The sequence below is a fragment of the Lacticaseibacillus thailandensis DSM 22698 = JCM 13996 genome (assembly GCF_001436135.1).
GTDB lineage: Bacteria > Bacillota > Bacilli > Lactobacillales > Lactobacillaceae > Lacticaseibacillus > Lacticaseibacillus thailandensis.
Window position 1 is genome coordinate 272,830 of record NZ_AYZK01000002.1, and the last position, 22,334, is coordinate 295,163.

General features: G+C 54.5%; 25 protein-coding genes and 2 pseudogenes. 4 read left to right on the forward strand and 23 right to left on the reverse strand.

Translation table 11 applies throughout. The features are described 5' to 3' along the window. The first annotated feature begins 1 nt into the window (after window position 1). Together FD19_RS04830 and FD19_RS09830 are read left to right on the forward strand one after the other, a co-directional pair. Window positions 2–343: a hypothetical protein gene (locus tag FD19_RS04830; RefSeq protein ID WP_056969249.1), complete on the forward strand. Its 342-nt coding sequence runs from the start codon at window positions 2–4 to the stop codon at window positions 341–343. A 44-nt stretch (window positions 344–387) separates the two neighbouring features. Next, a pseudogene (locus FD19_RS09830) lies at window positions 388–669 on the forward strand (tyrosine-type recombinase/integrase); the annotation flags it as partial. Between the two features lie 202 nt (window positions 670–871). Here the strand turns inward: FD19_RS09830 and FD19_RS04835 are convergent. The 14 genes from FD19_RS04835 to FD19_RS04900 all read right to left on the reverse strand — a co-directional run bounded on the left by FD19_RS04835 (window position 872) and on the right by FD19_RS04900 (window position 14,069). After that, complete coding sequence (locus FD19_RS04835) at window positions 872–2,044, reverse strand: MalY/PatB family protein (RefSeq protein WP_054749782.1); 1,173 nt, start codon at window positions 2,042–2,044, stop codon at window positions 872–874. Then, a complete protein-coding gene (locus tag FD19_RS04840; protein ID WP_054749780.1) occupies window positions 2,044–2,910 on the reverse strand; it encodes a DUF3737 family protein in 867 nt (288 codons plus the stop codon). The genes FD19_RS04835 and FD19_RS04840 overlap by 1 nt, the downstream gene beginning before the upstream one ends. Window positions 2,911–3,002: 92 nt before the next feature. Further along, on the reverse strand, window positions 3,003–3,746 hold the full coding sequence (locus tag FD19_RS04845) for an SDR family oxidoreductase (protein ID WP_054749778.1): 744 nt from the start codon (window positions 3,744–3,746) through the stop codon (window positions 3,003–3,005). Window positions 3,747–3,996: 250 nt separating this feature from the next. Beyond that, the gene (locus tag FD19_RS04850) at window positions 3,997–4,653 is read right to left on the reverse strand and encodes an amino acid ABC transporter permease (protein ID WP_056969250.1); all 657 of its coding nucleotides are present in this window, start codon (window positions 4,651–4,653) and stop codon (window positions 3,997–3,999) included. A 13-nt stretch (window positions 4,654–4,666) separates the two neighbouring features. Then, window positions 4,667–5,311 (reverse strand): amino acid ABC transporter permease, encoded by a 645-nt coding sequence (locus FD19_RS04855; protein ID WP_054749776.1) that lies wholly within the window; start codon window positions 5,309–5,311, stop codon window positions 4,667–4,669. A gap of 2 nt (window positions 5,312–5,313) precedes the next feature. Then, a complete protein-coding gene (locus FD19_RS04860; RefSeq protein WP_054749774.1) occupies window positions 5,314–6,138 on the reverse strand; it encodes a glutamate ABC transporter substrate-binding protein in 825 nt (274 codons plus the stop codon). Window positions 6,139–6,150: 12 nt separating this feature from the next. Beyond that, window positions 6,151–6,891, reverse strand: a complete 741-nt coding sequence (locus FD19_RS04865) for an amino acid ABC transporter ATP-binding protein (RefSeq protein WP_156321855.1) — start codon at window positions 6,889–6,891, stop codon at window positions 6,151–6,153. An 82-nt stretch (window positions 6,892–6,973) separates the two neighbouring features. Next, the gene (locus FD19_RS04870) at window positions 6,974–7,783 is read right to left on the reverse strand and encodes a DUF6681 family protein (RefSeq protein WP_054749771.1); all 810 of its coding nucleotides are present in this window, start codon (window positions 7,781–7,783) and stop codon (window positions 6,974–6,976) included. Between the two features lie 15 nt (window positions 7,784–7,798). Beyond that, window positions 7,799–8,296 carry a hypothetical protein gene (locus FD19_RS04875; protein WP_054749769.1) on the reverse strand — a complete coding sequence of 166 codons (498 nt, stop codon included), beginning with the start codon at window positions 8,294–8,296 and terminating at the stop codon, window positions 7,799–7,801. Window positions 8,297–8,572: 276 nt separating this feature from the next. After that, window positions 8,573–9,175, reverse strand: a complete 603-nt coding sequence (locus tag FD19_RS04880; RefSeq protein WP_054749767.1) for a guanylate kinase — start codon at window positions 9,173–9,175, stop codon at window positions 8,573–8,575. A gap of 242 nt (window positions 9,176–9,417) precedes the next feature. Next, window positions 9,418–10,659 carry a C40 family peptidase gene (locus tag FD19_RS04885; RefSeq protein ID WP_054749765.1) on the reverse strand — a complete coding sequence of 414 codons (1,242 nt, stop codon included), beginning with the start codon at window positions 10,657–10,659 and terminating at the stop codon, window positions 9,418–9,420. Window positions 10,660–11,118: 459 nt separating this feature from the next. Continuing rightward, window positions 11,119–12,387, reverse strand: a complete 1,269-nt coding sequence (tyrS, locus tag FD19_RS04890; RefSeq protein ID WP_054749763.1) for a tyrosine--tRNA ligase — start codon at window positions 12,385–12,387, stop codon at window positions 11,119–11,121. A 469-nt stretch (window positions 12,388–12,856) separates the two neighbouring features. After that, window positions 12,857–13,567, reverse strand: coding sequence for an MgtC/SapB family protein (locus FD19_RS04895; protein WP_056969251.1), 711 nt, complete (start codon window positions 13,565–13,567; stop codon window positions 12,857–12,859). Between the two features lie 19 nt (window positions 13,568–13,586). Beyond that, entirely contained in the window at window positions 13,587–14,069 is a 483-nt protein-coding gene (locus FD19_RS04900; RefSeq protein ID WP_056969252.1) for a MarR family transcriptional regulator, read from the reverse strand. A 130-nt stretch (window positions 14,070–14,199) separates the two neighbouring features. Here FD19_RS04900 and FD19_RS04905 point away from each other — a divergent pair, with 130 nt between their 5' ends. Next, window positions 14,200–14,730, forward strand: a complete 531-nt coding sequence (locus FD19_RS04905) for an NADPH-dependent FMN reductase (RefSeq protein ID WP_162259461.1) — start codon at window positions 14,200–14,202, stop codon at window positions 14,728–14,730. Here the strand turns inward: FD19_RS04905 and FD19_RS04910 are convergent. The 5 genes from FD19_RS04910 to ndk form a co-directional block, all read right to left on the reverse strand. Then, the gene (locus FD19_RS04910) at window positions 14,722–15,216 is read right to left on the reverse strand and encodes a GNAT family N-acetyltransferase (protein WP_054749755.1); all 495 of its coding nucleotides are present in this window, start codon (window positions 15,214–15,216) and stop codon (window positions 14,722–14,724) included. The two genes, FD19_RS04905 and FD19_RS04910, sit on opposite strands and share 9 nt — an antisense overlap. A 399-nt stretch (window positions 15,217–15,615) precedes the next feature. Further along, on the reverse strand, window positions 15,616–16,269 hold the full coding sequence (locus FD19_RS04915; protein WP_082383797.1) for an SDR family oxidoreductase: 654 nt from the start codon (window positions 16,267–16,269) through the stop codon (window positions 15,616–15,618). Continuing rightward, complete coding sequence (locus tag FD19_RS04920; RefSeq protein ID WP_054749751.1) at window positions 16,266–16,865, reverse strand: TMEM175 family protein; 600 nt, start codon at window positions 16,863–16,865, stop codon at window positions 16,266–16,268. The genes FD19_RS04915 and FD19_RS04920 overlap by 4 nt, the downstream gene beginning before the upstream one ends. 25 nt (window positions 16,866–16,890) lie before the next feature. Further along, window positions 16,891–17,244 (reverse strand): DUF1801 domain-containing protein, encoded by a 354-nt coding sequence (locus FD19_RS04925; RefSeq protein ID WP_054749749.1) that lies wholly within the window; start codon window positions 17,242–17,244, stop codon window positions 16,891–16,893. A gap of 37 nt (window positions 17,245–17,281) precedes the next feature. Further along, window positions 17,282–17,707 carry a nucleoside-diphosphate kinase gene (gene ndk, locus FD19_RS04930; RefSeq protein WP_054749747.1) on the reverse strand — a complete coding sequence of 142 codons (426 nt, stop codon included), beginning with the start codon at window positions 17,705–17,707 and terminating at the stop codon, window positions 17,282–17,284. A gap of 265 nt (window positions 17,708–17,972) precedes the next feature. Between ndk and FD19_RS04935 the strand changes: the two genes are divergently transcribed. Continuing rightward, a complete protein-coding gene (locus FD19_RS04935; RefSeq protein ID WP_054749745.1) occupies window positions 17,973–18,740 on the forward strand; it encodes a Cof-type HAD-IIB family hydrolase in 768 nt (255 codons plus the stop codon). Window positions 18,741–18,813: 73 nt separating this feature from the next. Here the strand turns inward: FD19_RS04935 and FD19_RS04940 are convergent, their stop codons facing one another. The 4 genes and pseudogenes from FD19_RS04940 to FD19_RS04955 all read right to left on the reverse strand — a co-directional run bounded on the left by FD19_RS04940 (window position 18,814) and on the right by FD19_RS04955 (window position 22,029). Next, the gene (locus FD19_RS04940) at window positions 18,814–20,160 is read right to left on the reverse strand and encodes an FAD-dependent oxidoreductase (protein WP_056969254.1); all 1,347 of its coding nucleotides are present in this window, start codon (window positions 20,158–20,160) and stop codon (window positions 18,814–18,816) included. Window positions 20,161–20,198: 38 nt separating this feature from the next. Continuing rightward, the gene (locus FD19_RS04945) at window positions 20,199–20,882 is read right to left on the reverse strand and encodes an EAL domain-containing protein (RefSeq protein WP_054749743.1); all 684 of its coding nucleotides are present in this window, start codon (window positions 20,880–20,882) and stop codon (window positions 20,199–20,201) included. 457 nt (window positions 20,883–21,339) lie between these two features. Next, window positions 21,340–21,666 (reverse strand): annotated as a pseudogene (locus tag FD19_RS04950) (EAL domain-containing protein); the annotation flags it as partial. A gap of 24 nt (window positions 21,667–21,690) precedes the next feature. Next, the gene (locus FD19_RS04955) at window positions 21,691–22,029 is read right to left on the reverse strand and encodes an EAL domain-containing protein (RefSeq protein ID WP_056969255.1); all 339 of its coding nucleotides are present in this window, start codon (window positions 22,027–22,029) and stop codon (window positions 21,691–21,693) included. Window positions 22,030–22,334: the final 305 nt, after the last annotated feature.

Below are 22,334 nucleotides of genomic sequence, written 5' to 3' on the forward strand. Positions count from 1 at the left end.
TATGGACTTTTTCGGTGCATATTACTCAGACGAAGAAATTAAGCAATTCCGGCAAGCACACAAGGGTGAACGGCCATTTTTGGACAAACTTTTCTTTAAGGAAAACGGCGAACCAGAAGATTCCGATAGCAAAACCAACTTCTTTGGCGGTTTTGGTGGCTTTTCTGGTGCGGCGTTCGGACGCTTCGGCGGCGCTGGATTTGGCTTTTCAACCAAAGAACGCGATGCCTATTTGCACGATCATTTGAGTGATGACGAATTCAAGGAATTCACCGATGCGCATGAAGGCGCACCCGGATTTGGTCATTTTTTCGGTCGGAGCGACAAGGATTCTAGCAAGTAATCACTAAGGGCGGTGGCGTAGATGAAACCATTACTGAAACGTGTGATGGGATTCCGTGCTCGGAGGGCAAGTTTTCGCATATTGTAGACGCGTACAGTGATACGGCCAAGGTTCAGCGAATTACTGTGCATGGCCTCCGTCACTCGCATGTGTCGCTGTTGATCAGCCTCGGTGAAAACCCACTCCAGATCAAGGAACGTCTGGGGCATGAAGACATCGAAACGACGCTTGGCACTTACGGTCATCTCTACCCCAACAGTAACTTTGAAGTCGCAAAAAAGCTCAACGGAATCTTCTCCAAGGAGGTGCCCGATGAGCCAAAATAATTTGAAAAGGGTCAAAACTGTGCCACCGTAAAATCGGTGGTGCTAGAAACGTTGATACCACGGGACGGGTGCGAGATATGCCATTGTTCCCGGGAAATATATAATCGTTATTGGGTCTGTCCATTGTGGCAGGCCCTTTTTGGCCACAAAAAAAGCCGCGGGCGACAACGTCCGTGGCTACATCAGCTCAATCTACGTTTACTTAATCCTGCCGCGTCTGCAGGTAATGCGTGATGCCCCGGTCGAGCCGCTGCAAGCCGTCCTGCAGCATGGCTGGTGGGCACGCATAATTCAGGCGCAAGAAGCGATTGCCGTTGCCGTGGTAAATCGTCCCGGGTGACACAATCAGTCCGGTCTCCTGCCGTATGCTGGCGGCTAATGCCGCCGCATCGTCAGTGACCGCGCCCACATTTAACCACATCAGGTAAGTAGCTGTGCTCGCGACCACGTGCACCGCAGGGATGTGGTGTGTAATAAAGTCCCGCGCCTGGGCAAAGTTGGCGGCCAGCTGCTGCCGCAATGCCGCTAACCACGCGTGACCCTGGGTGTAAGCCGCAATGGTGCCGGGAATCGCCAGCAAGTTGGGTTCCGCAACCTCATCCGTATTCAGTCCGCGACTGACCTGTGCGCGCAAGTGGTCGTTGGGGACGATCACCGTGGCCGCGTGCAGGGCCGCCACGTTAAACGTTTTACTAGGCGAAACCAAGGCAATGGTTTGCTGAATCAGCGGGATGGGCAACGCAAAAATCGGCGTATAATCCGGCCCCCGCCATACCAGGTCCCCATGGATCTCATCGGACACCAGCACCACGTGGTATTGCCGACACAATGTTGCGACCCGCGTTAACTCGGCGCGCGTCCACACTTTGCCCACCGGATTGTGCGGGTTACACAGAATCATCATGGTTGTGAGTGGCAAAGCCAACTGCCGTTCCAGTTGGTCAAAGTCCACCTCATACTGTTGGTGCACGTACCGTAACTCGTTGGTGAGTACGTGCCGCCCGCTATTTTCAATCGAGTTATAGAAAATATTGTAAACCGGTGTTTGTACCAAAACGCTATCGCCCACGTGGCTCATCCGCCGGACAATAGCGGACAGAGCCGGCAACACCCCAGTCGTAAAAATCATCCATGCCGGGTCGGGCGGCACCCCGTGTTCCGTCGCGTACCAATCCGCCACGGCATGAAAGTAATCCGCGTGCGGCTCCTCGTAACCAAAAGCCCCAAGGGTCAGTTTCTGCTGCATCGCCGCCACAATTTCCGGGGCCGTAGCAAAGTCCATGTCCGCAATCCACATCGGCAGTTCACCCGGTTGGACGTCCCACTTGACCGAATCGGTCCCCCGGCGATCCGGGGCGTGCGTAAAGTCGTACATTAAGCCGTCTTCCTTTCCCCCACGGGTGCTGCGGTGACAATCTCCGTCTGCGCGGGGTCAATCTTCGTCACATCCATAATCAACGTATCGATACCCTGAGCCTGAATCCGCCCACTGAGCGGGTTCTTCACGCTGGTAATCGTACTGGTGATGTCCGCATCAATGTGGGCACTGTACTCAAACGCCAGGTCCGTCTGGAGTAGGCGGCAGTTCTTCATCGTCAAGTGATCGACGTAGCACAGGCCCTGGTCACTCGTGATCGTGCAGTTCACTAACGTTAGGTGCTTAGTGTTCCAGGCCAGGTATTCACCATCAAGGGTTGAGTCGTAAATAGTAACGTTGTCGCAATTCCAGAAGGCGTCTTTGGCGATAAAGGTGGAGTTGTGCACCTCCACGTTTTGCGCCCCGTCAAAACAATAGTTACCCACCAAGTTCACGTGGTCCAGGTAGATGTTCTTACTGTCCTTGCCAAAGTAATCACCGTTCACCTGCACGTTGGTCAGGCGAATATCATCACAAGTCCACATGGTCTCGCTGGCATCGGCGAAGTGGACGTGGTCCAGCCGGATGTGACTGCTGCGCCGGAACAACTTGGGTGCCTGCAACGCGCTGTTGCGAATCGTAATGTCGTGCGTGTACCAGATTCCTGAACGGGACATGGTTTCAAAGGTGGTGTGGTCGGCCACCACGTGCTGGCTGTACCATAGGGGGTACTTCCACTTAAAAATTGAATCCTTCAGTTGAATGTTACGACTCTCCTTGAGTGGAGACTCGCCCTCCCCAAACACGGTCCCGCTAATCGTCGCGTCGTGTTCCGCAAACAAGGGGCGTTCGCCCTCAAAGTATGCATCTGTATATTCCGTCATGTGTTCCTCCTCTAAATGGTAATAAATGAACGCAAGCAGGGCCAACCCCTTTGAACGGGATGGCCCTGCTATCTTCTAATGAAACGTGCCCACTACCAAGGTTGGTCGGTTGGTCCCACCGTAAATTCACTCACGTTAGTATCAGCTGGCATGTCAATCGCAAACTCAACGACTTTGGCAATCCGGTCCGCCGTGATCTCGTAGGTGTCATAAGTCTGCTGCATGGCCTGCGCCGCACCCTTGTCGGTGATGGTGTGTAGCAACTCCGTCTTAATGGCCGCCGGGTAAATCGTCGCCGTACGAATGTGGCTACCTTCCTGCGCAGCTTCCATCCGCAACACCTCCATCAGGTCGCGGACAGCCCACTTGGTGGCACCGTAGACCGCCCCGTTCGGGTACGCCTTCAGTCCAGCCACGGAACTCGTGGCAATAAAGTGCCCCGACTTCTGCGCCTTGAAAACCGGTAGCGCCGCAGCAATCCCGTTGAGGACCCCCTTCAGGTTCACGTCCACCATCTGGTTCCACTCGTCGACCTTCAACGCAGACAGCGGGGAGCTAGGCATCAACCCAGCGTTCAGGAACATCACGTCGAAGCGCCCAAAGGTGTTCTGGGCCAGCTGGACGAGTTGTTCATTATCCTCAGGACGGGTCACGTCCGTCACGCGGTAAGCCGCCTCCCCACCAGCATCCTTGATTTCGTCCACCAGCGCCTGGAGCTTCGCCTCACGACGGGCAACCAACACAACTTTAGCCCCACGACTCGCCAGTAACTTAGCGGTTTCGGCACCAATGCCGCTGGACGCACCAGTAATGACAACTACTTTATCTTTAATCATAGATATCCTCCGTCTGCGAACGCCGCAGTCACAACGGCTGGGCGCCACTCACTGTACATATCAACTTAAAGCGTTGATGACAAGTTCCATGATAGGCGTCGGCGGGCAGCATGTCTAATGCTTATGCTGTATGAGCAACTATACGTATTATGAATAGATTGGCAGCCTTTCCTGATTCGGCCATAATGCACCAAAAGGGCGTCATCCACGGATGACGCCCTTCTTAATACGTGGCTCAACCACCACCAAGTTAAATTGCCAGCCGTTTGGCCAGGTACCGTGAAGCCAGCGACAACAGGTAGTTAATGACAAAGTAAATGGCGGCTAACGCCACGTACATCGGAATCATGTAGTTAACGTTTTGCCCATAAATAATCTCTGCCCGGTACATTGCCTCAGGCAACAGGATGATTGTGGCTAAACTCGTGTCCTTGATCAGGCTGATGAACTGACTGACGATGGGCGGGATCATCTTACGAAACGCTTGGGGCATAATGACTTGCACCATGGCCTGCACGTACGTGAGCCCGTTACTACGAGCCGCTTCCATTTGACCTTTGGGAACCGCGCTGATCCCACTACGAATGATTTCAGCGAGCATGGCCGACTCAAAGATACTAAGCGCGATAATCGCGGCCGGTACGACAGCAACCCGGATCCCAATGCCAGGTAAGCCAAAGTAAACGAAGAACAGAATCAGCAGCAACGGCAAGTTTCGGATAATATCAATAACGAAGCCCACGATGGCCGAGAAATACTTAACGTTAATGTAACGCGCAACCCCGAGCAATGAACCAGCCAAAAAGCTGATAATAATGGCCCAGATCGACACCTCAATGGTAATGCCGAACCCTTCTAGCAAGTAGCGGAGGTTGACCCAAGACAACGCCTTTACGAATGTGTCCATATCAGTTCACCCCCTAAGCCGTTTGCCAGCGTTTTTCGAGATAGCGCATGAAGTACGAGAGCGGCATCGTAATTACCAGGTACAGCAACCCCACCGCCAGGTACGTATCAAACGTCTGCAGGTTGGCCGACGCCACCAGCTTACCCTGATACATCAGGTCGAACCCAGACACAAAGGCTAGGACCGAGGAGTTCTTGATTAGGTTAATAAACTGGTTGCCTAATGGCGGAATAATAATTTTAATGGCTTGCGGAAAGATGATGTGCGTCATCGCTTGTAGGTAGGTCAAACCGTTACTCCGGGCGCCTTCCATTTGCCCCACGGGTACGGACTCGATACCGGCCCGCACGGTTTCAGCGATGAAAGCGCTAGTGTAGATGGTCAGCCCAATCGTGCCGGCGGTAAAGCCGTCAATGGCCACCACGTACTTGGGAATAACCACGTAGAAGAACATGGTAATAACCAGCAGCGGGATGTTCCGCACGACTTCCACGTACACGCGCCCAATGATGCGCACGACTTTGTGGGCACTAATTTCCATCAGGGCAAAGACGGTCCCGATTACGCAGCTGCCAATCAACGCCAAGATACTGCACCAGACCGTGTAACCGAGACCGCTGATCAGCGTCCCCCAGTTATCGAAGAGTACTGAGAACATAATCACTCAACCTCCTTCAAACTGAAGCCAGGAATGTCGCCAAACCACTTCTTGACCAAACGGGCGTACTCCCCGTCGGCCTTCATGTCCTTGATGGCCCGGTTGACTTGCCGTAAAAACGGCCGCTGTCCCTTGTTGACCGCAATCCCGTATGGTTCCTTGGTGTAAGTACCACCAACCAACTCGTAGTTGTGATCCTGGGCCGACATACCATAGAGAATCCCGTTATCAGTCGACAACGCATCCGCCTGACCAGACTTCAACGCGGTGAAGGCCGATGCGTAGTCCGCCAACTGCAAGACCTGCGTCTGCGGCGCGGCTTTCTTGATTTCATCCCCATACGTGGAACCCTGGGTCACGATGACCTTGGTTCCCTTCTTAAGGTCCTTCACGCTGTGGATCTTGCTGCCCTTCTTGACCAGCAACGACCCGCCGGCTTTGAAGTACACGTCGGAAAAATCAACCTGCTTTTTACGGTCGGGGGTAATCGACATCGTCGCCACGATGGCGTCAATGTTACCCGCCTTCAGCATGGGCATCCGCGTATCACTAGTAATGGTGACAAACTCGGCGTGTCCCTTTTTGCCCAGGATCCGCTTGGTGATGGCCTTGGCCATATCGACATCAAAGCCCTTGATGGTGTTCGACTTCACGTCCAACAACCCAAATAGGTTCGTGTCCGCCTTGACACCCCACACGATGGTGTTAGTCTGCTTCGCCCGGTGGAGTACGCTCTGCTGGGCCAGGTTCTTCCCGCAGCTCGATAAGCCCACCGTCAACAACACCAGCAACATGGGGAGCAACCACTTCATAATGCGCTTACGCATAGTGCTCCCCCCTTAGTGGTTAATGATCTTACTGATGAATTCCTTTGCCCGCGGCTCCTGAGGATTATCAAAGAAGCCGTTGACATCGCGACTATCCTCCAAAATCTGACCATCCGCCATGAACACGATCCGGTCACCCACGTGCCGGGCAAAACCCATTTCGTGCGTCACCACGACCATGGTCATTCCCTGGGTGGCAATCTGTTGCATAACGGCCAGCACGTCGCCAATCGTTTCGGGGTCCAACGCACTAGTCGGTTCGTCAAAGAGAATGGCCTTGGGGTGCATCGCCAAGCTCCGGGCAATCGCAATTCGTTGCTTTTGTCCCCCGGATAACATGCTCGGGTAACTGTCAGCTTTGTCCGCCAGGCCCACAGTTTTCAGTAACTCGTGTGCTTCGGCTTCCGCCTCCTCCCGCGAGGTCTTTAACACCAAGCGCGGTCCGAGCGTAATGTTATCCATCACACTCTTGTTGGCGTAGAGGTTAAAGTGCTGGAACACCATGCCGACATCCTTACGCAACCGGTTGATGTCGGTGTGCTTGTCCGCGAGGTCCATGTTGTTCACCAGCAGTTGCCCTTGCGAAATGCTCTCCAGTCCGTTGATCGTACGTAATAGCGTACTCTTCCCGGAACCAGATGGGCCAATAATTGTCACCACTTCACCTTTATCGATGGTGAGGTTGATGTCCTTTAAGGCGTGGAATTTATTCGGATAATACTTCTCAACGTGCTTGAACTCAATCATGGACATAACCGCGGCCTCCGTTTTCTTTGTATTAAATAATTTTACATTGAAAATTAGGAGAAAGCAAACTAAGCTCTCATAATGTCAGCTATTTATTCGTATTTACGTAGGCGACCTTGGCCTCGATTGTAAACTTAGCAAAGGCGTCCCGCAGACCCGAACGACCGGGTTCCTTCTGGGGCCCGCCCGACAACGTTACTGAGGCCAGCGCGAGGTTAAACTGACTCTGCGCTTCCGCGATGGGCGACAGCCCGACGGTGACCACTTCGGCCAGTTCCGTCGCGTCGAGTTCGTTCAGCCCGCCCCGAATAATCCACCGTTTGCCGTGCTGGGCCAATTCAAAGTAAGGCAGCAAGACTGGCTTACCCATAGCCAACACCGGCTGGGCCGTCTGCTGGGCTACTTCGTTGAGCACGCGGTCACTCACCCCCTGGTAATCCAGCGTCATCACGCCGGTTTCCTCCATCCGCTTGGCCAAACGGTCAATGTTGCGCTGCTGGTGCGAACCAATTACCAACGTGGTCGGCAGTAGTTGCGATTCTGTAAAAACGCCCGCTGTTGGGGTCTCCTTTTGCACGAATGCTTGCGCCGCGGCTTTACGCGCTTTGGCGTTACCACCCAACGCCCGTTCGATCACCGGCGAAATATCCGCGGGTGCCTTTTTGTTCGTAAAGTAATACATGAAGTTGAGGTAGATAAAGTAGAGCAGCACCAAAAATAACGTGAGAAAGAGTGCCCCCCGAATCCGGTAACCCGCATAACGCAGGTTGGCAACTGCAACGTACAGCAAGTAGAAGTTGGCAAAGAAGGCAATGATGGTAAACACGCGGCCCTTCGGCTTATCCTGGATGTTGAAATAACCAAAGATCCGGTTAACGATGTCTAGTGCAGTAAGCATGTATTGGCCTCCCTATCAGTTTGACGTAGCCGCGCTGGATGCGGCACTACTCGTAGCTGACGAACTGTCAGCCGCGCTGGCCGCCCCGCTACTGGACGCGGCGGAACTAGAAGCCGCACTCGAAGAGCTACTGCTAGCAGCAGAAGACTCACTAGTGTGGCCCTGCTCACTCGTATCACTAGCCGCGCTCTGCGCTGCACCGCTACTACTACTCTGATCTGCGGGTGCGGCACTACTTTGGGCGGCACTGCTGGCGCTAGAACTGTCATCTGTCGGCTTAGACTTTTTGTGGTGGGTGGCACTCGCGCTACTAATGGAGGCGGAACCGCCGGACTTAGCCGCAGCTGAGGATGCCTTCGAGGCGCTAATGCTGGACAGCAGGCTACTCTGTTCTGACGAACTCTTCGGCCGGTTCACCGGATTAATGGTGTTCACCACGTTGTACGCACTGCTCAAAAGAATAATGGAAACAATTGCCGCTGGTGATAATAACGGAATAGTCCGATATGCCATGTTGTGTACTCCTTGTTGAAAGATTGATTCATTGGATTTTATCGTTAATGAAGGTCGGTGGCGGGGAATGTAAGCCGGCAGGTCGCTTTTACCCGCGGGACGCCACTCTTTGATTTAAACGAGCTCCACCCCGCAAAAGCTGCCGTATAAGTCACTTCACCCCAAAGGCCAAAACCCGGCCTTTCGGGTAAAGCGCCTTATACTATCGCTTTTACCCGCGCGGCTCCACTCTCTTCTATTCTATCCTCATTTTGTCCCCAAACTATGCCTGAGTGCTTAAGAAGCGGTAACATTCTCCTCGCCTGCACGCGGGTGTACTCCCCACGTGTTCAACAGCGCATCCACTGCCGCCCGCGCCTGGTCCCAATCATCGTTCACCACCACGTGCGCCTTGCCTACTAATTCTGGCGGCAAGGCCAAATCACGTTCAAACTCCGCGCTTGCAATGCGCTGATTGATCATCTGCACGTCATCACCACGTTGCTGTAGCCGCCTTGCCAGCACCGATGGGTCCGTAATCGTCATGAAAATCGGTTCCACCCGGTACTTACGGACGCGCTGGACGTACGTAATCGCGCCCGCCGTATCCAACACAATTGAGGCTACATCGGCTTGTGCAAAAGCACGGTCCAAGCCTTCAAAGGAAGAACCGTATTGATACCCCGCGTAGTGCACGTGTTCAATGAAATGGTTCTGCCCAAAACTCGCGTCATCTTCAAAGTAATAGTCACGCCCATCAACCTCACCGGTCCGTTGTGGCCGCGTGGTGTGCGTAATGATGCGGTCAATACCGTACCGCGCCCGCAAATAGTGCTGGACGGACGTCTTACCGGTCCCCGTTGCTCCTGTGATAACTAGTAAGCGTTTGGTTGTCGCCATTATTTCTGTACCTCCACGTCTGTTACACACAATCATACCACAGGCACCGCGGCGCTTGACCGGCAGTTCTGTGGGACCTGACCACGCGCAACCAGGTCTGGCGCCCGGGGTTCGCTACACGCAAAAATAGCGTTGTGTAACCGACAATTGGTTACGCAACGCTATTTGCCGTGACAACTACCGTGAACTCTCGATAGCCGTATAGTTTGAAGAAGATTCTCAATTACAATATTTGTTGCCGCCTAGATGCGACGACCAAAGCTTGGCCGGAAAGCACTGATGCTCGTGTACTTGACCGACTGGCCTTCAGTAGGTGCGTGGATGAACATCCCGTTACCAACGTAGATACCCACGTGGTAAGCAGAACCAACACCACCCCAGAATACCAGGTCGCCAGCCTGCAGGTTAGATACACTGACGTAGGTACCAACCGTGCTCTGTGCCTGCGAAGTCCGTGGCAGGCTGATACCTGCCTCAGCGGCAGCGTACTGAACCAAGCCGGAGCAGTCAAACCCTGCTGGTGAGGAACCGCCCCAGACGTATGGCGTGCCTAGGTAACGAGCCGCGTTGCTGATCAAGCTACCACCACTAACGGATGGCGTGGATGAAGTTGTAGCGGCCGTGCTGGTACTGGATGAGCTCGATGCGCTGCTGCTGGACTTGGTATCCGTTGTTGCATCGCTGCTGGTGCTGTTGCTACTGCTAGTAGTCTTAGCAACGGTAGCCGTTGCCTTGCTGTCCTTGGAGTCGCTGGCCTTAGCGGCGGTAGCAACGGCCTTCGCCGTAGCCTTAGCCCCGGACTTCGCCGCGTCGGCTTCAAGACTAGCCAAAGCGGACTGGTTATCCTTCAGTTCGGTGTTCAAACTGTCGGCAGCCTTTTGGGCACTGTCCTTCAAGGTCGTCAGGTTCTTCTGGTCTGCAACCAACTTATCCTTGGTTGCTTCCAACGTCGCCTTCTTGTTCTGCTGTTCCTGCTTCAGGTTAGCCAGGTTGCTTTCAGCATTCTTAACGTCGTTCATAGCATCGGCGTTAGCCTTGCTCAACTTGCCCACCGTCAAACCACGGTCGATCAAGTCGGAAATGCTGTCACTGTTCAGGATGAAGTCGGCGTAGACGTTACCAGTGACGGTGTCGCCGGATTCCTTCTGCAGTGACTTCAACTGGGCCCGCATCGTCGCTTTACGTGCAGCGACTTCCTTCTGTGCGGTCGCAATCTTGGTGTCGTAACTCTTGATTGCGTTGGTGGTATCAGTAATCTTGTTGTTGGCATCCTTGATGGCCACGGTCTTGTTGGCCACCTGGTTGTCTAAACTAGCTACTTTAGACTGTGCTGACTGTAACTCAGCCAGCAGCTTGGCGTTACTGGACTTCTTGGCGGTAATATCGGCGCTATCCGCAGCATGAACATTGGATGCTTCCCCAAAAGCAGTAGTTGCTAGCAGGAACGCCGCAGCGATTGTTGCAATTGTAATTGACTTCTTCAAACCAGTTCACTCCGTCCCTAATGTCTTCTTCTTCTTTAAGAATCTGTAATGAAGTATAGGCTCAAAGTATTACAGGGTTGTTACGAACGTGCAATATCCACGTTACGATTCGTTACCATCTGCAACATTTCAAGGAAGTAACCGCTTACGGGTTGAACGCTTGTTCCCCACTTTTGGGTCCGTTTTCGTCATACCGGCTTAATGTTTTCTTAGCCCAATCACCACAAATCCATCACACTCACTCGTTATAGTATTAACCATCAGCACGAGGCACTAGAGCAGTGGCGTAGCTTGAAGGCCATACCATTCGCCGTTCTCATTGCTGAGTAACCGGTGACCGGCAACCGTACCAATCAACCACTCACCGGTTTGAATTAACGCTAATCGAAGATGACAAAGCAAAGGGGCCACACGCCGTCGCGTGTTGCCCCTATTTGTTACGTAACATTACTGTGTCCACTAATCACCAATGTGGACGAGGAAGTATTTGCGCTTGCCCCGCCGGATGATGACGAACCGCCCATCAAAGTGCGCAGCCGGATCCACCGTGAAGTCCACATCCTGGATGCGGTCCCCATTGACGTAGATGGCCCCGTTGTTAATATCCTCACGTGCTTGGCGCCGCGACTTTTCAATGTGGGTCACGTCGACCAGGAACTCCACCAGGTTGGTGGGGGTGGCTGGTGCCGTCGCACTTGGCATGTGCTCAAAGCCCTGCGCGATTTCGTCAGCGGTTAAGTCTGCCACGTCACCGGAGAATAGTGCCCGGGAAATGTTCTCGGCTTCAACCACGGCGTCGTGGCCGTGGACAAATTCCGTGACCTCTTCCGCCAACCGCCGCTGGGCTGCCCGCTTTTCTGGGTGGTCCTTAGTGGCCTGGACTAGGTCAGCAATTTCGTCTTTGGACAAGAAGGTGAAGAACTTGAGGAACTTCTCCACGTCGGCGTCATCCTGGTTGAACCAAAACTGGTAGAACTCGTATGGCGACGTCTTCTTCGGGTCGAGCCAAACGGCACCGCCGGCCGACTTACCAAACTTCGTCCCGTCACTCTTGAGCATCAGTGGGTTGGTCAGACCAAACGCCTTGGCATCCTGGCCTTCCAGCCGGTGAATCAAGTCGATCCCGGCCGTAATGTTTCCCCACTGGTCGGCACCACCAATTTGCAGGTGCACACCGTGATCACGGTACAAAGTCAGGAAGTCCACGGACTGCAAAATTTGGTACGTGAACTCAGTGTAGCTAATGCCGCTTTCGAGCCGGCTGGCCACCACCTCTTTGTTCAGCATGTTGTTGACGCTGAATAGCTTGCCATAATCACGCAGAAAGTCGAGCAGGGAAATTTTGCTCAGCCAATCGTAGTTATTCACGATGGTGAAGTTCTCCGTTCCAAACAGTTTGACCATCTGGGCGGTCAATTTCTTTTCGTTTTCGTGGATCACGTCCATCGTCTGCAGTACGCGCTCACTGTTACGCCCGGACGGGTCCCCAATGGCGCCAGTCCCGCCACCAATAACGATGACGGGGTGGTGTCCAAATTGCTGGAACCGCTTCAGAATCATGAACGGAATCAGGTGGCCCACGTGGAGCGAATCCCCCGTGGGGTCGGTGCCGCAATAAACCCCGATGTGTTCGTGCGCGGTAATTTCACGCAGTCCCTGCTCATCAGTCATCTGGTTCAGCGCCCCGCGCCAAGCCAACTCATCAATAATGTTATCTGCATCTGCCATGCTCTTATTTCCTCCCTAACCTGATGACGACCATGTACCCTAGTCCCCGCGCAGTGAGCTCTATCACAACGAGATTCTCCCCACAACAGCTACCGCGTATACCACTTGCACCAAAGGCCGAACCCCCGGCTTGTAGCTCAAGTACCTCATGCGTACCTTTAACCGGGGGGTTGCACTCCCGACAAAAAAAGTCCCGCAGCGCTCTTCACGCTACGGGACGGACATGCCGCGGTACCACCCAGCTTGTACGGTCTTCACCGTACCTCTCTGCAGTGATAATGGTCTGCGCCACGGACACTGATTGTGAGTGTAATTCGTCATCACGGTCGCACCGGCTCGCAGCCCCCGCCGGCTTTCTGAAGGTTATCCGTGACCACTACTAGGTTCACTGGTCGTCATTTATTGGGCCCATTGTAACACACCGCTACTGGACCGTCTACGCTATTGGTGCCGCCACGCACATACCACGTTAGCGGGTCACCACGCGCACCGTGCGGATATTGTCGTTTGCAGAAATATCATCGATCAAGTCCACGTAATTGGCTTTGCGTGGAATCTCGATACGGTAGATGTTCTTGTAAACCGCCTCACCGTTTGTGCGTTCGGTGCTGAACGCCGTCGCCAGCACGTTGACTTTGTGCTCGCTAAAGTAAGACTTCACGAACTCCTGCGTCTCGGCCTTATTGACATACTTCACTTCCAGCCGCCGAATGGGCGGGGTAATGCGGAACGCGCGCTTGAGGAAGGCCAGGACAACAATCACAAAGACAGCACTAATCACCGCGATCGTGTAGTAACCCATCCCGATGGCAATCCCGAGTCCCGCAACGGCCCACAGAGATGCCGCGGTGGTCAGACCCGAAATGTTATGCCGCGTGACGATGATGGTCCCAGCACCCAGGAACCCGATCCCACTAACGACCTGGCAAACCAACCGTGCCGGGTCGGCCCGGATGACTGAAAAAATGTCCTTGTTGTGCAGGGCAAAGTTGATGGCTTGAGCAGCAATCTCCTGCTGGATCATGGCAATCACGCAGGCCCCTAAACAAACCAAAATGTGCGTCCGGATCCCGGCCGGGTGACTATTGTGCTCCCGGTTGGACCCGATAATTCCGGCAACGACCGTGGCCATGGCCAACCGGATAATGATCCGGGTAATATCAACTGAATATGCAGACATAATGTCCTCCTCAAAAATTTTAATCTATGTCTTGAAACGTCTTACTCGACAGTTGCAGAAGTTCCCCCAGCAACTGGTTAAAACGGGTTAGTTCGGCCGGCGTGTAATGGCTCGCCACTTGTAAAGCCGCCTGGTGCAACCGCTCGTCCAGCAAGCCTTTCAAACGCGCCAACTCCGCCCCGTTGGTGGTGAGACGCAATTGCCACTCCTTGGCATTATCGGGCATGCGTTCACGAATCAACAGCTCGTTGTCAGCTAACCGTGAAACTGCCCGACTCGCCGTGGCTTGCGACGTCCCCACTAGCATCGGCAACTTTTTTTGCGGTAGCGGTTGGTGCTGGCCGACCGCCGCCACGATACGAATATCACGTGTCCGTAAGTGCGGTAACAGCGCTTGTACCGCCGCGTTATGTGTTTGCTGCGCGACCCACCGCCGTTCCAGGTCGTCGGTGCCATCGCGCGCAATAAATTGGTTCAAATAGTCCAAAATGTCATCGATCAAGGATACCCCTCCATTTTAATGCACGTGAATAAATATTGACAAACCGTTTACACGGTATATACTACAATTTGTATTCAGGTGAATCAATATCAAAAAACAGTCAATCCCACGTTAGTGGAGGTAAATGTTCGTGACTAAAAAAATTGCTATTATCAGTGGCTCCAACCGACCGGGACGCGTTGCCCCCGCCGCCTCCGCGTGGTTGCAACAACAGTTGGCCACAGCGCACGTGGCAGCCGACATTATCGACTTGGCCCAGGTCAACCTGCCCTTTTTACCCGAGGCTGAGCCCCCAGCAGAGGGTCATTACACGCACGCCAGTACGCGTAATTTTGCCCACCTCATCGACCAGTACGCCGGCTTCGTGCTCGTCTTTGGCCAGTACAACTGGGGTTACCCAGCCGTCCTGAAAAACGCGCTGGACACCGTCTATGCGGAATGGCGGGGTAAGCCCGTCGCAACCCTGATCTACGGTAACCACACCATGCAAGCGGACATCGCCATCCGCCTGGTCATCAACGGCCTGCGCATGCGCCAACTGGCCACGAACATTGCGACTCCCGTCCCTGCCAGTAACGACGCGACGACGGTGGCGGCGACCCTCGACCCCTTTGCGGAGCTCGTGCCACCCATGGCCGCTGAATTTGCGGCGCTAATTTAGTGGCCGCACCATGTTGAACCAGACCTCGCCGGCATGGCTCGACGCCGACACCCCCTCGTTGACAAAGCCGTTGCGCACATAAAACGGCACCAGGCGTTGTAGGCAGGTAAGCGTGATGGCCACGCGTCCTTGCTGCCGGGCAGTCGTGGCCAAGTGTGCCAGTAACGCGCTGCCGAGACCCTGACCGCGATTCTCCGGGCGGACCGCCAAACTTAACACGGTCTGGTATGCCTCCCCTGGCTGGTTGGGCTCGCTGTGTGCATACAGGTCATCGGTGAGATACCGCGTTGCACTGGCAGGACCGACCACGTAGCCGGCAACCGCACCGTCCGGGTCCTGCGCAACGATAAACGTTTCGGGATAAGCCGCAATGCGCGCTGCCATTGCACGCGGCGTGGCGGCCTCCGCGGGAGTAAAACCGGCACGTTCAGTGGCCATGATATCGGAAAGTTGGGACAGAACTGCCGGTGCAAAGGTGTATGTCATTGGAAGCCTCCATATGTTTTAACGGATCCTGCGGCTGGACTACCTTACGCTATCACTTTTACCCACGGGGTTTCGCTCTGGTTCGTCAAGCTACACGGGGCAAAAACCTCTGTGTAACCAACCCTGGCAATGAAGCCAAAACCCCGCTTCATCACCAGAGTCCGTTACACGCCGGTTTTTGGGCGCCCCGCGTCGCTCTGGTTTTCTTCGTCGAGCTACACCTCGCAAAAGCTACCGCGTAACGCACTCCAACCCCAGGGCCAAACCCGGGCCCTGCGGCCGGAGCACCTTACGCTATCGCTTTTACCCGCGGGGTTCCGCTCTGGTTTTAAAAACGCCCGCCCGTGCCAGTGCCACCTTCCCGGTGCGCGCCGTCACGAGTGGGCGATTGTTGTTCATTTACTTCGTCGCCTGCGACCAGTTGGCTACCGCCTCTGCCACCGGTGTGTCACCCGCGTGCATGGTGATCACCTGGCCAAAGGTGTTGTGTTGCTCCAACACGGCTGCTAGTACGGCTGCCACGTCCGGAATGGCGTTCTGGCCGCCATCCGTCACGCCCAATGTCACCCGACCCGTTGCCGGCGTTTCGGTCAACGTACCCGGCTGGATGATCGTGTAGTCCAGCTGGGTGTTCCGCATCAACCAGTTATCAGCGACAAACTTGGCCACGTTATAATCTGCCAACGAGGCTAACGACGTAATGCCCGCCCACTTCTCTGGCTGCGTAGCAAACAAGGAACTGAGCATGACGTACCGCTTGACGCCAGCTTGCTCAGCCGCCTGCATCGACTTGATCGCCCCAAACTCTTCCACTTGAAGCAAGTCACGCCCACGTGAACCCGCCACAAAGTAGACGGCATCGTACCCAGTAAGGATGGTCGCCATCGTGGCGGGAGCCGCGGTCAAATCAAACGCCACCGGGGTCGCCAAATCGCCCTGCTTGAACTTGCTGGGAGTGTGCACCCCAGCGGTGACCGTGTGACCCGCTTGGGTCAACGCGGTAATCAGATCCTGGCCCACACGACCAGTTGCACCAATGACAAATACTTTCATGATTGGTCCTCCTTATGGCTAGTGTTACGCGTCGCCCGCACGAGCAACATCGTAATCCACGAGCCCGAAATCAATGCCACCATCACCCACGTGATTGGCGGCCAAAAATTCGCTAATCCAATGTCCACCACGCCGGCGGCCATGAACACAAGCCGGTGGCGGTTAACGCGCACAAAGTCGTCCCGCTGGTAACCGGGTCGCATCTGACGTGCCACCCGGGCGGCCAACGTGTACAATGCCATCACCGTGACGATATACAAAATCGCGTACGCCACACTCGGAGCGGCCGCCATCGGGTAGCGGTCAAACCACTCCGTCATCAGTGGCAATAACGAGATCGGTAGTAACACCAACGCGTTGTGCCACAAATCGATGGGCGTCACCGTCCGCATATGCACCACAATATTGTGGTGACTGACCCAAAAGCTGGTGACCAGTACGTAGCTGATCAGGTACGCCACCAGCGCGGTCAGGTGTTGCGACGTAAATAGGTCAGACCATTGGCTCCCAGCCGGCACCGCCAATTCCAGTACCATAATGGTAATGATGATTGAAAACATGCCGTCGCTGAAAGCCTCTAAGCGTCCCTTCGTCATGGCCCATACCACCTTTGTTGACACGTTAATCCTTAAATTCCATCATCAATAACTTGATGACCAATTCGGCCGGCACTTCCTGATCAAACTTAACGTTCAACCGCTTCTGCCCGGCCGTATAACCAGCAGCCTTAATGTCCTTAACTAACGCCGCTGGCACGTCCTGACTGAGGAGCAAGCTTACGTGCCCGGAATAAGCCGCAATGCTGGCACGTTGGGTGGCCGTTGTGAAGAAGGGTTGCCCCCACTTCAACGACTCCGTCACGTCCGGCACCACCTCGTGAATCGTGCGCCGCAACCGCGCCAATAGTGGCTGAGCGGCAGGCACCTGGTGCCCGATGTAGTCATCCACATCACGATAAACCGGCTTCTTTGGCATCACTATCACCCCAATTAACCGTCAATAATCCTATTGTTTAGAATAATTCTGGAAACCAGATCCGCATTTCGCGATCCGCACTCTCAACGCTGTCCGAGCTGTGGACCACGTTGCGAATCGGGCCCTCGCCCCAGTTACGACCAAAGTCGCCGCGGATGGTGCCTAGCGGGGCTTCATCCGGCTTGGTGTTCCCAGCCATCCGGCGGAACTGGGCCACGATGTTATTGCCGCTCGCAATAATGGCCACCAACGGCTTTTCCATCATGTACTCCTCCATCGCCGGGTAGTACGGCTTGCCCACGTGGGCGGCATAGTGCTGGGCCAACAATTCCGGTGTGGCTTGAATGACCTTCAGCGCGGTGATTGTGTACTGCCGCCGTTCCAGACGCGTGATCACTTCGCCAATGTGACCCGCCGCAACACCGTCGGGTTTCACTAAAATTAACGTCCGTTCTTCTGCCATAATCACTTCTCCGTTCTCTCTTTGGCCACTACGTTCAGGAACGGGCACCCGCAAACTAACATATTAACGGGCACCAACTGTTCCTCCTACTTGCTACTCGTTACGTCCCAATTATGCAGAAGATTGGCCGCGATATCAACCTTAACGCGCTTAATCCGCGCCGGTATCAGCGGTCCCCACCAGCGACCATACTTTGCTGTTAGTATGATTGTCCCTTATAATGTAAATAAGCTAATTGATATATATGTACAAAGGAGGAACCTATTTGTACCAAGCGGTAGTATTCTTTGATTTAGACGGCACCTTATTACAAGACGACAAGAGCTTAGCGGACGACACCATTAAGGCCATCGCCCGACTCCGCGCTAACAACGTATTACCAGTGGTGGCCACCGGCCGCAACATCTTTGAAGTCCAATACGTTTTGGACCAAACTGGGATCGACTCCATCGTCAGCGCCAATGGTAGTTACGTGCAGTACGAGGGCCGAAAGCTCCACGTGGAAACCATCCCCGTCCCGCTGATCGAACAGTTTAACGCCTTCGTCCGGGAGCAGGGCGACCTGGTCGGCTGGTACAACAACACTGGCTTTGCCCTAAGTGGTGCCAATGCCGCCACCCGTGAAAATTACCAGCTACTGCACCTGGACGCGCACGTCGACCCCACCTGGTACCAACACCACCAGGTCAACTTCATGTTTGTGTTCAACTTTGACAAGGAACGGCTGTACCAGCAGCACTTCGCCGGCCAACTCAGCCTCGTTCGCAATAACCCGCGCGGCCTCGATACCATGCTGACCGGGGTCTCCAAGCAAACCGGAATCAACCACTTCCTCGACGAAACGGGGCTGCAGGGGTTACCCACCTACGCGTTCGGCGACCAACTAAACGACCTGGAGATGCTGTCAATGGTCGACCACCCCGTCGTCATGGGTAACGGCAACGACCAGGACAAAGCCCTGGCCGAATACGTCACCTCGACCAACATGAACCACGGAATTTCCCAAGGCCTGAGCCATTTTGGGCTAATTTGATTTGGCCCCAATGGTCAACCACGCAATAAAAAAGTCACCGTTAGTCGCGGTGACTTTTTTTATGGCGCGTCACTTACGCATTCGTTTGTGCGACTGCGAGCAACGCCACCTGATTCAAATAATTGACTGGTTGGTCATAGTGGGGATTAAACAGCGTATCCACGTATGCCAAGTCCTCAATTGTATTGCCGTTCTGAATGGCTAACGACACGGTGTTGGCCGTCTGACTAATGTCATGAGCACAGAGTAATTGTGCCCCGAGCACACGATGGTCGTCGACGTTGTACACCAACTTAATGGTGATTTGTGCGTTCGGCTGCATAAATACGGGACGGTAGTTGTCCCGGTAGATGACGGATGCGGCGTGCACTCCCGCCGCCGCGGCCGCGTGGCTCGTTAAGCCCGTGGTTGCCAGCGTTTCGCTAAACAGCCGCAACGCCGTGGTGCCCTGCGTCCCGGGATATTTTTGCACGTGTCCAAACGCATTACGTCCGGCGATGCGCCCCTGCCGTTCAGCGTTGGTCGCCAACGGAATGTAGTCTAACTTGCCGGTGGGATTAAAGCGCACGGCACACGTATCCCCCGCTGCCAGGATATCGGGATTCGACGTTTCCAGCCAGTCGTTGGTGATGATGGCCCCACGTGCATCCAGTTTGACCTGTCCCCGCAGCAACTCAGTGTTCGGCACGAAGCCGGCGCACACGATAACCAACCCGGCGTGAAAGTCAGCCCCATTGGTGTGAATAAGCACCTGGTCGTGGTCATCATCGGATTCAAAGCTGTCCACACGGGTGTTCAGCTGTAGGTCTACCCCGTGTTCCTGCAAGTTCCGCTCCACCTGCGCTGATAACTCCTCGTCAATGTAGCGGTTCAATAGCTGGTTGTGTGCCTGTAACAGCGTGACCGCGTGGTCGGTATTTGCGTAGGCCTCGGCCAACTCCACCCCGACGTACCCACCACCAACGATGTAGACGTGGTGGTGATTTTGGGCGGAATCAAAGATGGCCTGGGCCTGCCGTGCGTCTTTGCACATCAACACCCGGGTGTCATCAACGCCCATCACCGGCGGCACGACCACGTTGGACCCCGTCGTCATAATCAGCTTGTCGTAGGTATCGGTGAACACCTCGGTGGTCCGCAGATTTTGGATCGTTAACGTATGCTTGTCGCTATCGATGCGAAGCACATCATGCTTGTCGCGTACGTCGATGCCCTCAGTCCGCAAATGGGCCGGATTTTCATAAAACATCTCGTCCAGGTTCTTAACTTCGCCACCTAGGTACAGTGCGACCCCGCAGGACAGAAATGACACGTTGTCATCCCGCTCGTACACGACGACCTCCGCCTCCGGATGATCATGGCGCACGGCCTTCGCCGCCGCCACCCCGGCGTGGGTACACCCCACTACCACAATCTTCATAGCCTCTTCCTCCAGTAACTAATCTTGCGTTAATTGTTTTATTGATCCGGATCACTCACGTCTAGTTTGAGCAACTTGGGCTTGCCATAGAAATAGCCCTGCCGCAACGTGACCCGCAGCGCGTCGACGAGTGCATCATCGTGAGCATTCTCTACGCCCTCGAGGATAAATCGCAATCCACGCTGGTAGGCAAAGTCGCGCCAAAACTTGACCTGCGCGCGCATCTTGGGGTCATCCAACCCCACATTAAAGTTCTGCAGGGCAAACTTGATCTCACTCGCGTACGGCACCAGCTGCAACACGTGGTCCAGCTGGTTCTCGCCGCTACCCACGTCGTCGAGGCAGATCTGCATGCCCCGGTTCACGTACGCCGTCAGCATGGGCCGCATCTGCGCAATCGTAATTGGTGCGTCTGCCAGTTCCTCCGTTAACTCGATGTTGAGTCGGAGGGGCCGCAGGTAGTTTTGTGCCCGCATCAATGAATGGTTGATTTCCTCATTCAGCAGCTGGGTGCGGTTGAGGTTCACCGAGACCGACCCAATTTTCAGGGCTAACTTAGACGTAGTTGCGACCAGCACGGACGCAATCGTATGCGGCGGAATGGACGCAAACGAGTGCGGCGGCCGCCAGCCATCGCTTGTATACTGCTTCATCAACAGTTCATAACCAATCAGGGTGTGATTGATTTTATTCAACTGTGGTTGGATAAAGTAGCGGTACATGCGTATCCTCCCATTCACAAAGTAGGCTCCACCCGGTCGGTAAGAATAGTACCGCCCGCGCATACCAATTCTCCCTCATTTTACCCCAACCGGGGCGGCCCCGCTGAATAATAACGTGCCTGTGCGCGTGCACGGTGGCCGGGCGTTGGGGTTGATCACAGTCCTTAATGTGACTAGCGGCCTTGGCACGCAAGCACGGTGGCCCGTAATTTGAGCCAAAACGACAAACACCCGCCCTGCCAGGACCGCCACGTCACGTCTGGTCACTAACAAAAAAGTGCCTGACGTTGCGCTCAAAGCACTATGGTCACGCCTGGTATGCTAATTATCCCTCTGGCGGGCACTAAAAAGCCCGCCGCGCTCATCACCCTGACCACCAAGAATGGCGACGCGGGACAAACATCAACGGGCTACTATTTTCATATTAATTGGATAATTAAACAACCAGCCGGCGGGACTACAGGTCAAAATCCGCCGCAATGGTTAGCGGGTGCGGCCGACCAAAGTAATAGCCTTGCACGATTTGGGGCTGAAACTCCCGCACCAGCGGCAAATCGGCTGGTGTTTCAATGCCCTCTAAGGCAAAGAAGTGGCCGGCCTGCTGCGCGCGTCCCACCCAGTAGGCCACCTGTGCACGAACTTCTTCAAGGGTCAGTGTCCCACGCACGTTTTGCAGTGCGTACTTATACTCATCCACGTAAGGGTCGAGGGCATCCACTAACTCCGGTAGGTTGGCACCCGTACCCACATCGTCGATACATACCTGGATACCGAGCTCTTGGTACGCCTTAGCCGCATCAACTAACGCTTAATGTGTCACCGTGTTAGCACCCGTGCCCAGCCGTTCCGTCAACTCGACGATCAACCGCGGACCACCTTTGCGCTGACAGACACCGAGCTGCGTGTAGTATTCGGGGTCAGCAAATTGTTCTTCATCCAGGTTCAACGACACTAACAATAAGTCGGACGGCATGCCGGCAAAAGTTGCCCCCAGCAGGTCATCCAACGCACTTACCTTAAACTGCCCAAAATCAGACGGGAGGTACCACTCCCCGTCACGTTGACTCCGCTCGCGTAAAAAAAGCTCGTAGCCCGCCAACTTGCCGTCGCTAGCCGTAAACTTTGCTTGCCCCCAAAACCTGATCATTACTAAACCTCGATCCGCATGTGCTCACAGCACACTGATTAATATTCCGCTAGCCAGCGCTAACAAACCACTACCGATACGAATGATTCGATAAATTTAATAAGACCCAACCAGCATACTACTTGGACACCCTAATTGGAACCAACCTGCATAAGAATAACCAGTACTCACCATAGATGCACCCATAAGTGTCCGTTTCACGGCTAGCATTATGCATTAATCCGAATTAAAAAACGGTTACCGGCCACCATGAAAGTGGCCGGTAACCGTTGTAATCACGTATGCAAACGCCAAATTAAGCGTAG

What these genes read in the sequence shown, in the direction of transcription:
- FD19_RS04830 (WP_056969249.1), top strand. Translation starts at nt 2, where the DNA reads ATGGACTTTTTCGGTGCATATTACTCAGACGAAGAAATTAAGCAATTC.
- FD19_RS04835 (WP_054749782.1), bottom strand. Translation starts at nt 2,044, where the DNA reads ATGTACGACTTTACGCACGCCCCGGATCGCCGGGGGACCGATTCGGTC.
- FD19_RS04840 (WP_054749780.1), bottom strand. Translation starts at nt 2,910, where the DNA reads ATGACGGAATATACAGATGCATACTTTGAGGGCGAACGCCCCTTGTTT.
- FD19_RS04845 (WP_054749778.1), bottom strand. Translation starts at nt 3,746, where the DNA reads ATGATTAAAGATAAAGTAGTTGTCATTACTGGTGCGTCCAGCGGCATT.
- FD19_RS04850 (WP_056969250.1), bottom strand. Translation starts at nt 4,653, where the DNA reads ATGGACACATTCGTAAAGGCGTTGTCTTGGGTCAACCTCCGCTACTTG.
- FD19_RS04855 (WP_054749776.1), bottom strand. Translation starts at nt 5,311, where the DNA reads ATGTTCTCAGTACTCTTCGATAACTGGGGGACGCTGATCAGCGGTCTC.
- FD19_RS04860 (WP_054749774.1), bottom strand. Translation starts at nt 6,138, where the DNA reads ATGCGTAAGCGCATTATGAAGTGGTTGCTCCCCATGTTGCTGGTGTTG.
- FD19_RS04865 (WP_156321855.1), bottom strand. Translation starts at nt 6,891, where the DNA reads ATGTCCATGATTGAGTTCAAGCACGTTGAGAAGTATTATCCGAATAAA.
- FD19_RS04870 (WP_054749771.1), bottom strand. Translation starts at nt 7,783, where the DNA reads ATGCTTACTGCACTAGACATCGTTAACCGGATCTTTGGTTATTTCAAC.
- FD19_RS04875 (WP_054749769.1), bottom strand. Translation starts at nt 8,296, where the DNA reads ATGGCATATCGGACTATTCCGTTATTATCACCAGCGGCAATTGTTTCC.
- FD19_RS04880 (WP_054749767.1), bottom strand. Translation starts at nt 9,175, where the DNA reads ATGGCGACAACCAAACGCTTACTAGTTATCACAGGAGCAACGGGGACC.
- tyrS (WP_054749763.1), bottom strand. Translation starts at nt 12,387, where the DNA reads ATGGCAGATGCAGATAACATTATTGATGAGTTGGCTTGGCGCGGGGCG.
- FD19_RS04895 (WP_056969251.1), bottom strand. Translation starts at nt 13,567, where the DNA reads ATGTCTGCATATTCAGTTGATATTACCCGGATCATTATCCGGTTGGCC.
- FD19_RS04910 (WP_054749755.1), bottom strand. Translation starts at nt 15,216, where the DNA reads ATGACATACACCTTTGCACCGGCAGTTCTGTCCCAACTTTCCGATATC.
- FD19_RS04915 (WP_082383797.1), bottom strand. Translation starts at nt 16,269, where the DNA reads ATGAAAGTATTTGTCATTGGTGCAACTGGTCGTGTGGGCCAGGATCTG.
- FD19_RS04920 (WP_054749751.1), bottom strand. Translation starts at nt 16,865, where the DNA reads ATGACGAAGGGACGCTTAGAGGCTTTCAGCGACGGCATGTTTTCAATC.
- FD19_RS04925 (WP_054749749.1), bottom strand. Translation starts at nt 17,244, where the DNA reads ATGCCAAAGAAGCCGGTTTATCGTGATGTGGATGACTACATCGGGCAC.
- ndk (WP_054749747.1), bottom strand. Translation starts at nt 17,707, where the DNA reads ATGGCAGAAGAACGGACGTTAATTTTAGTGAAACCCGACGGTGTTGCG.
- FD19_RS04940 (WP_056969254.1), bottom strand. Translation starts at nt 20,160, where the DNA reads ATGAAGATTGTGGTAGTGGGGTGTACCCACGCCGGGGTGGCGGCGGCG.
- FD19_RS04945 (WP_054749743.1), bottom strand. Translation starts at nt 20,882, where the DNA reads ATGTACCGCTACTTTATCCAACCACAGTTGAATAAAATCAATCACACC.
- FD19_RS04955 (WP_056969255.1), bottom strand. Translation starts at nt 22,029, where the DNA reads ATGATCAGGTTTTGGGGGCAAGCAAAGTTTACGGCTAGCGACGGCAAG.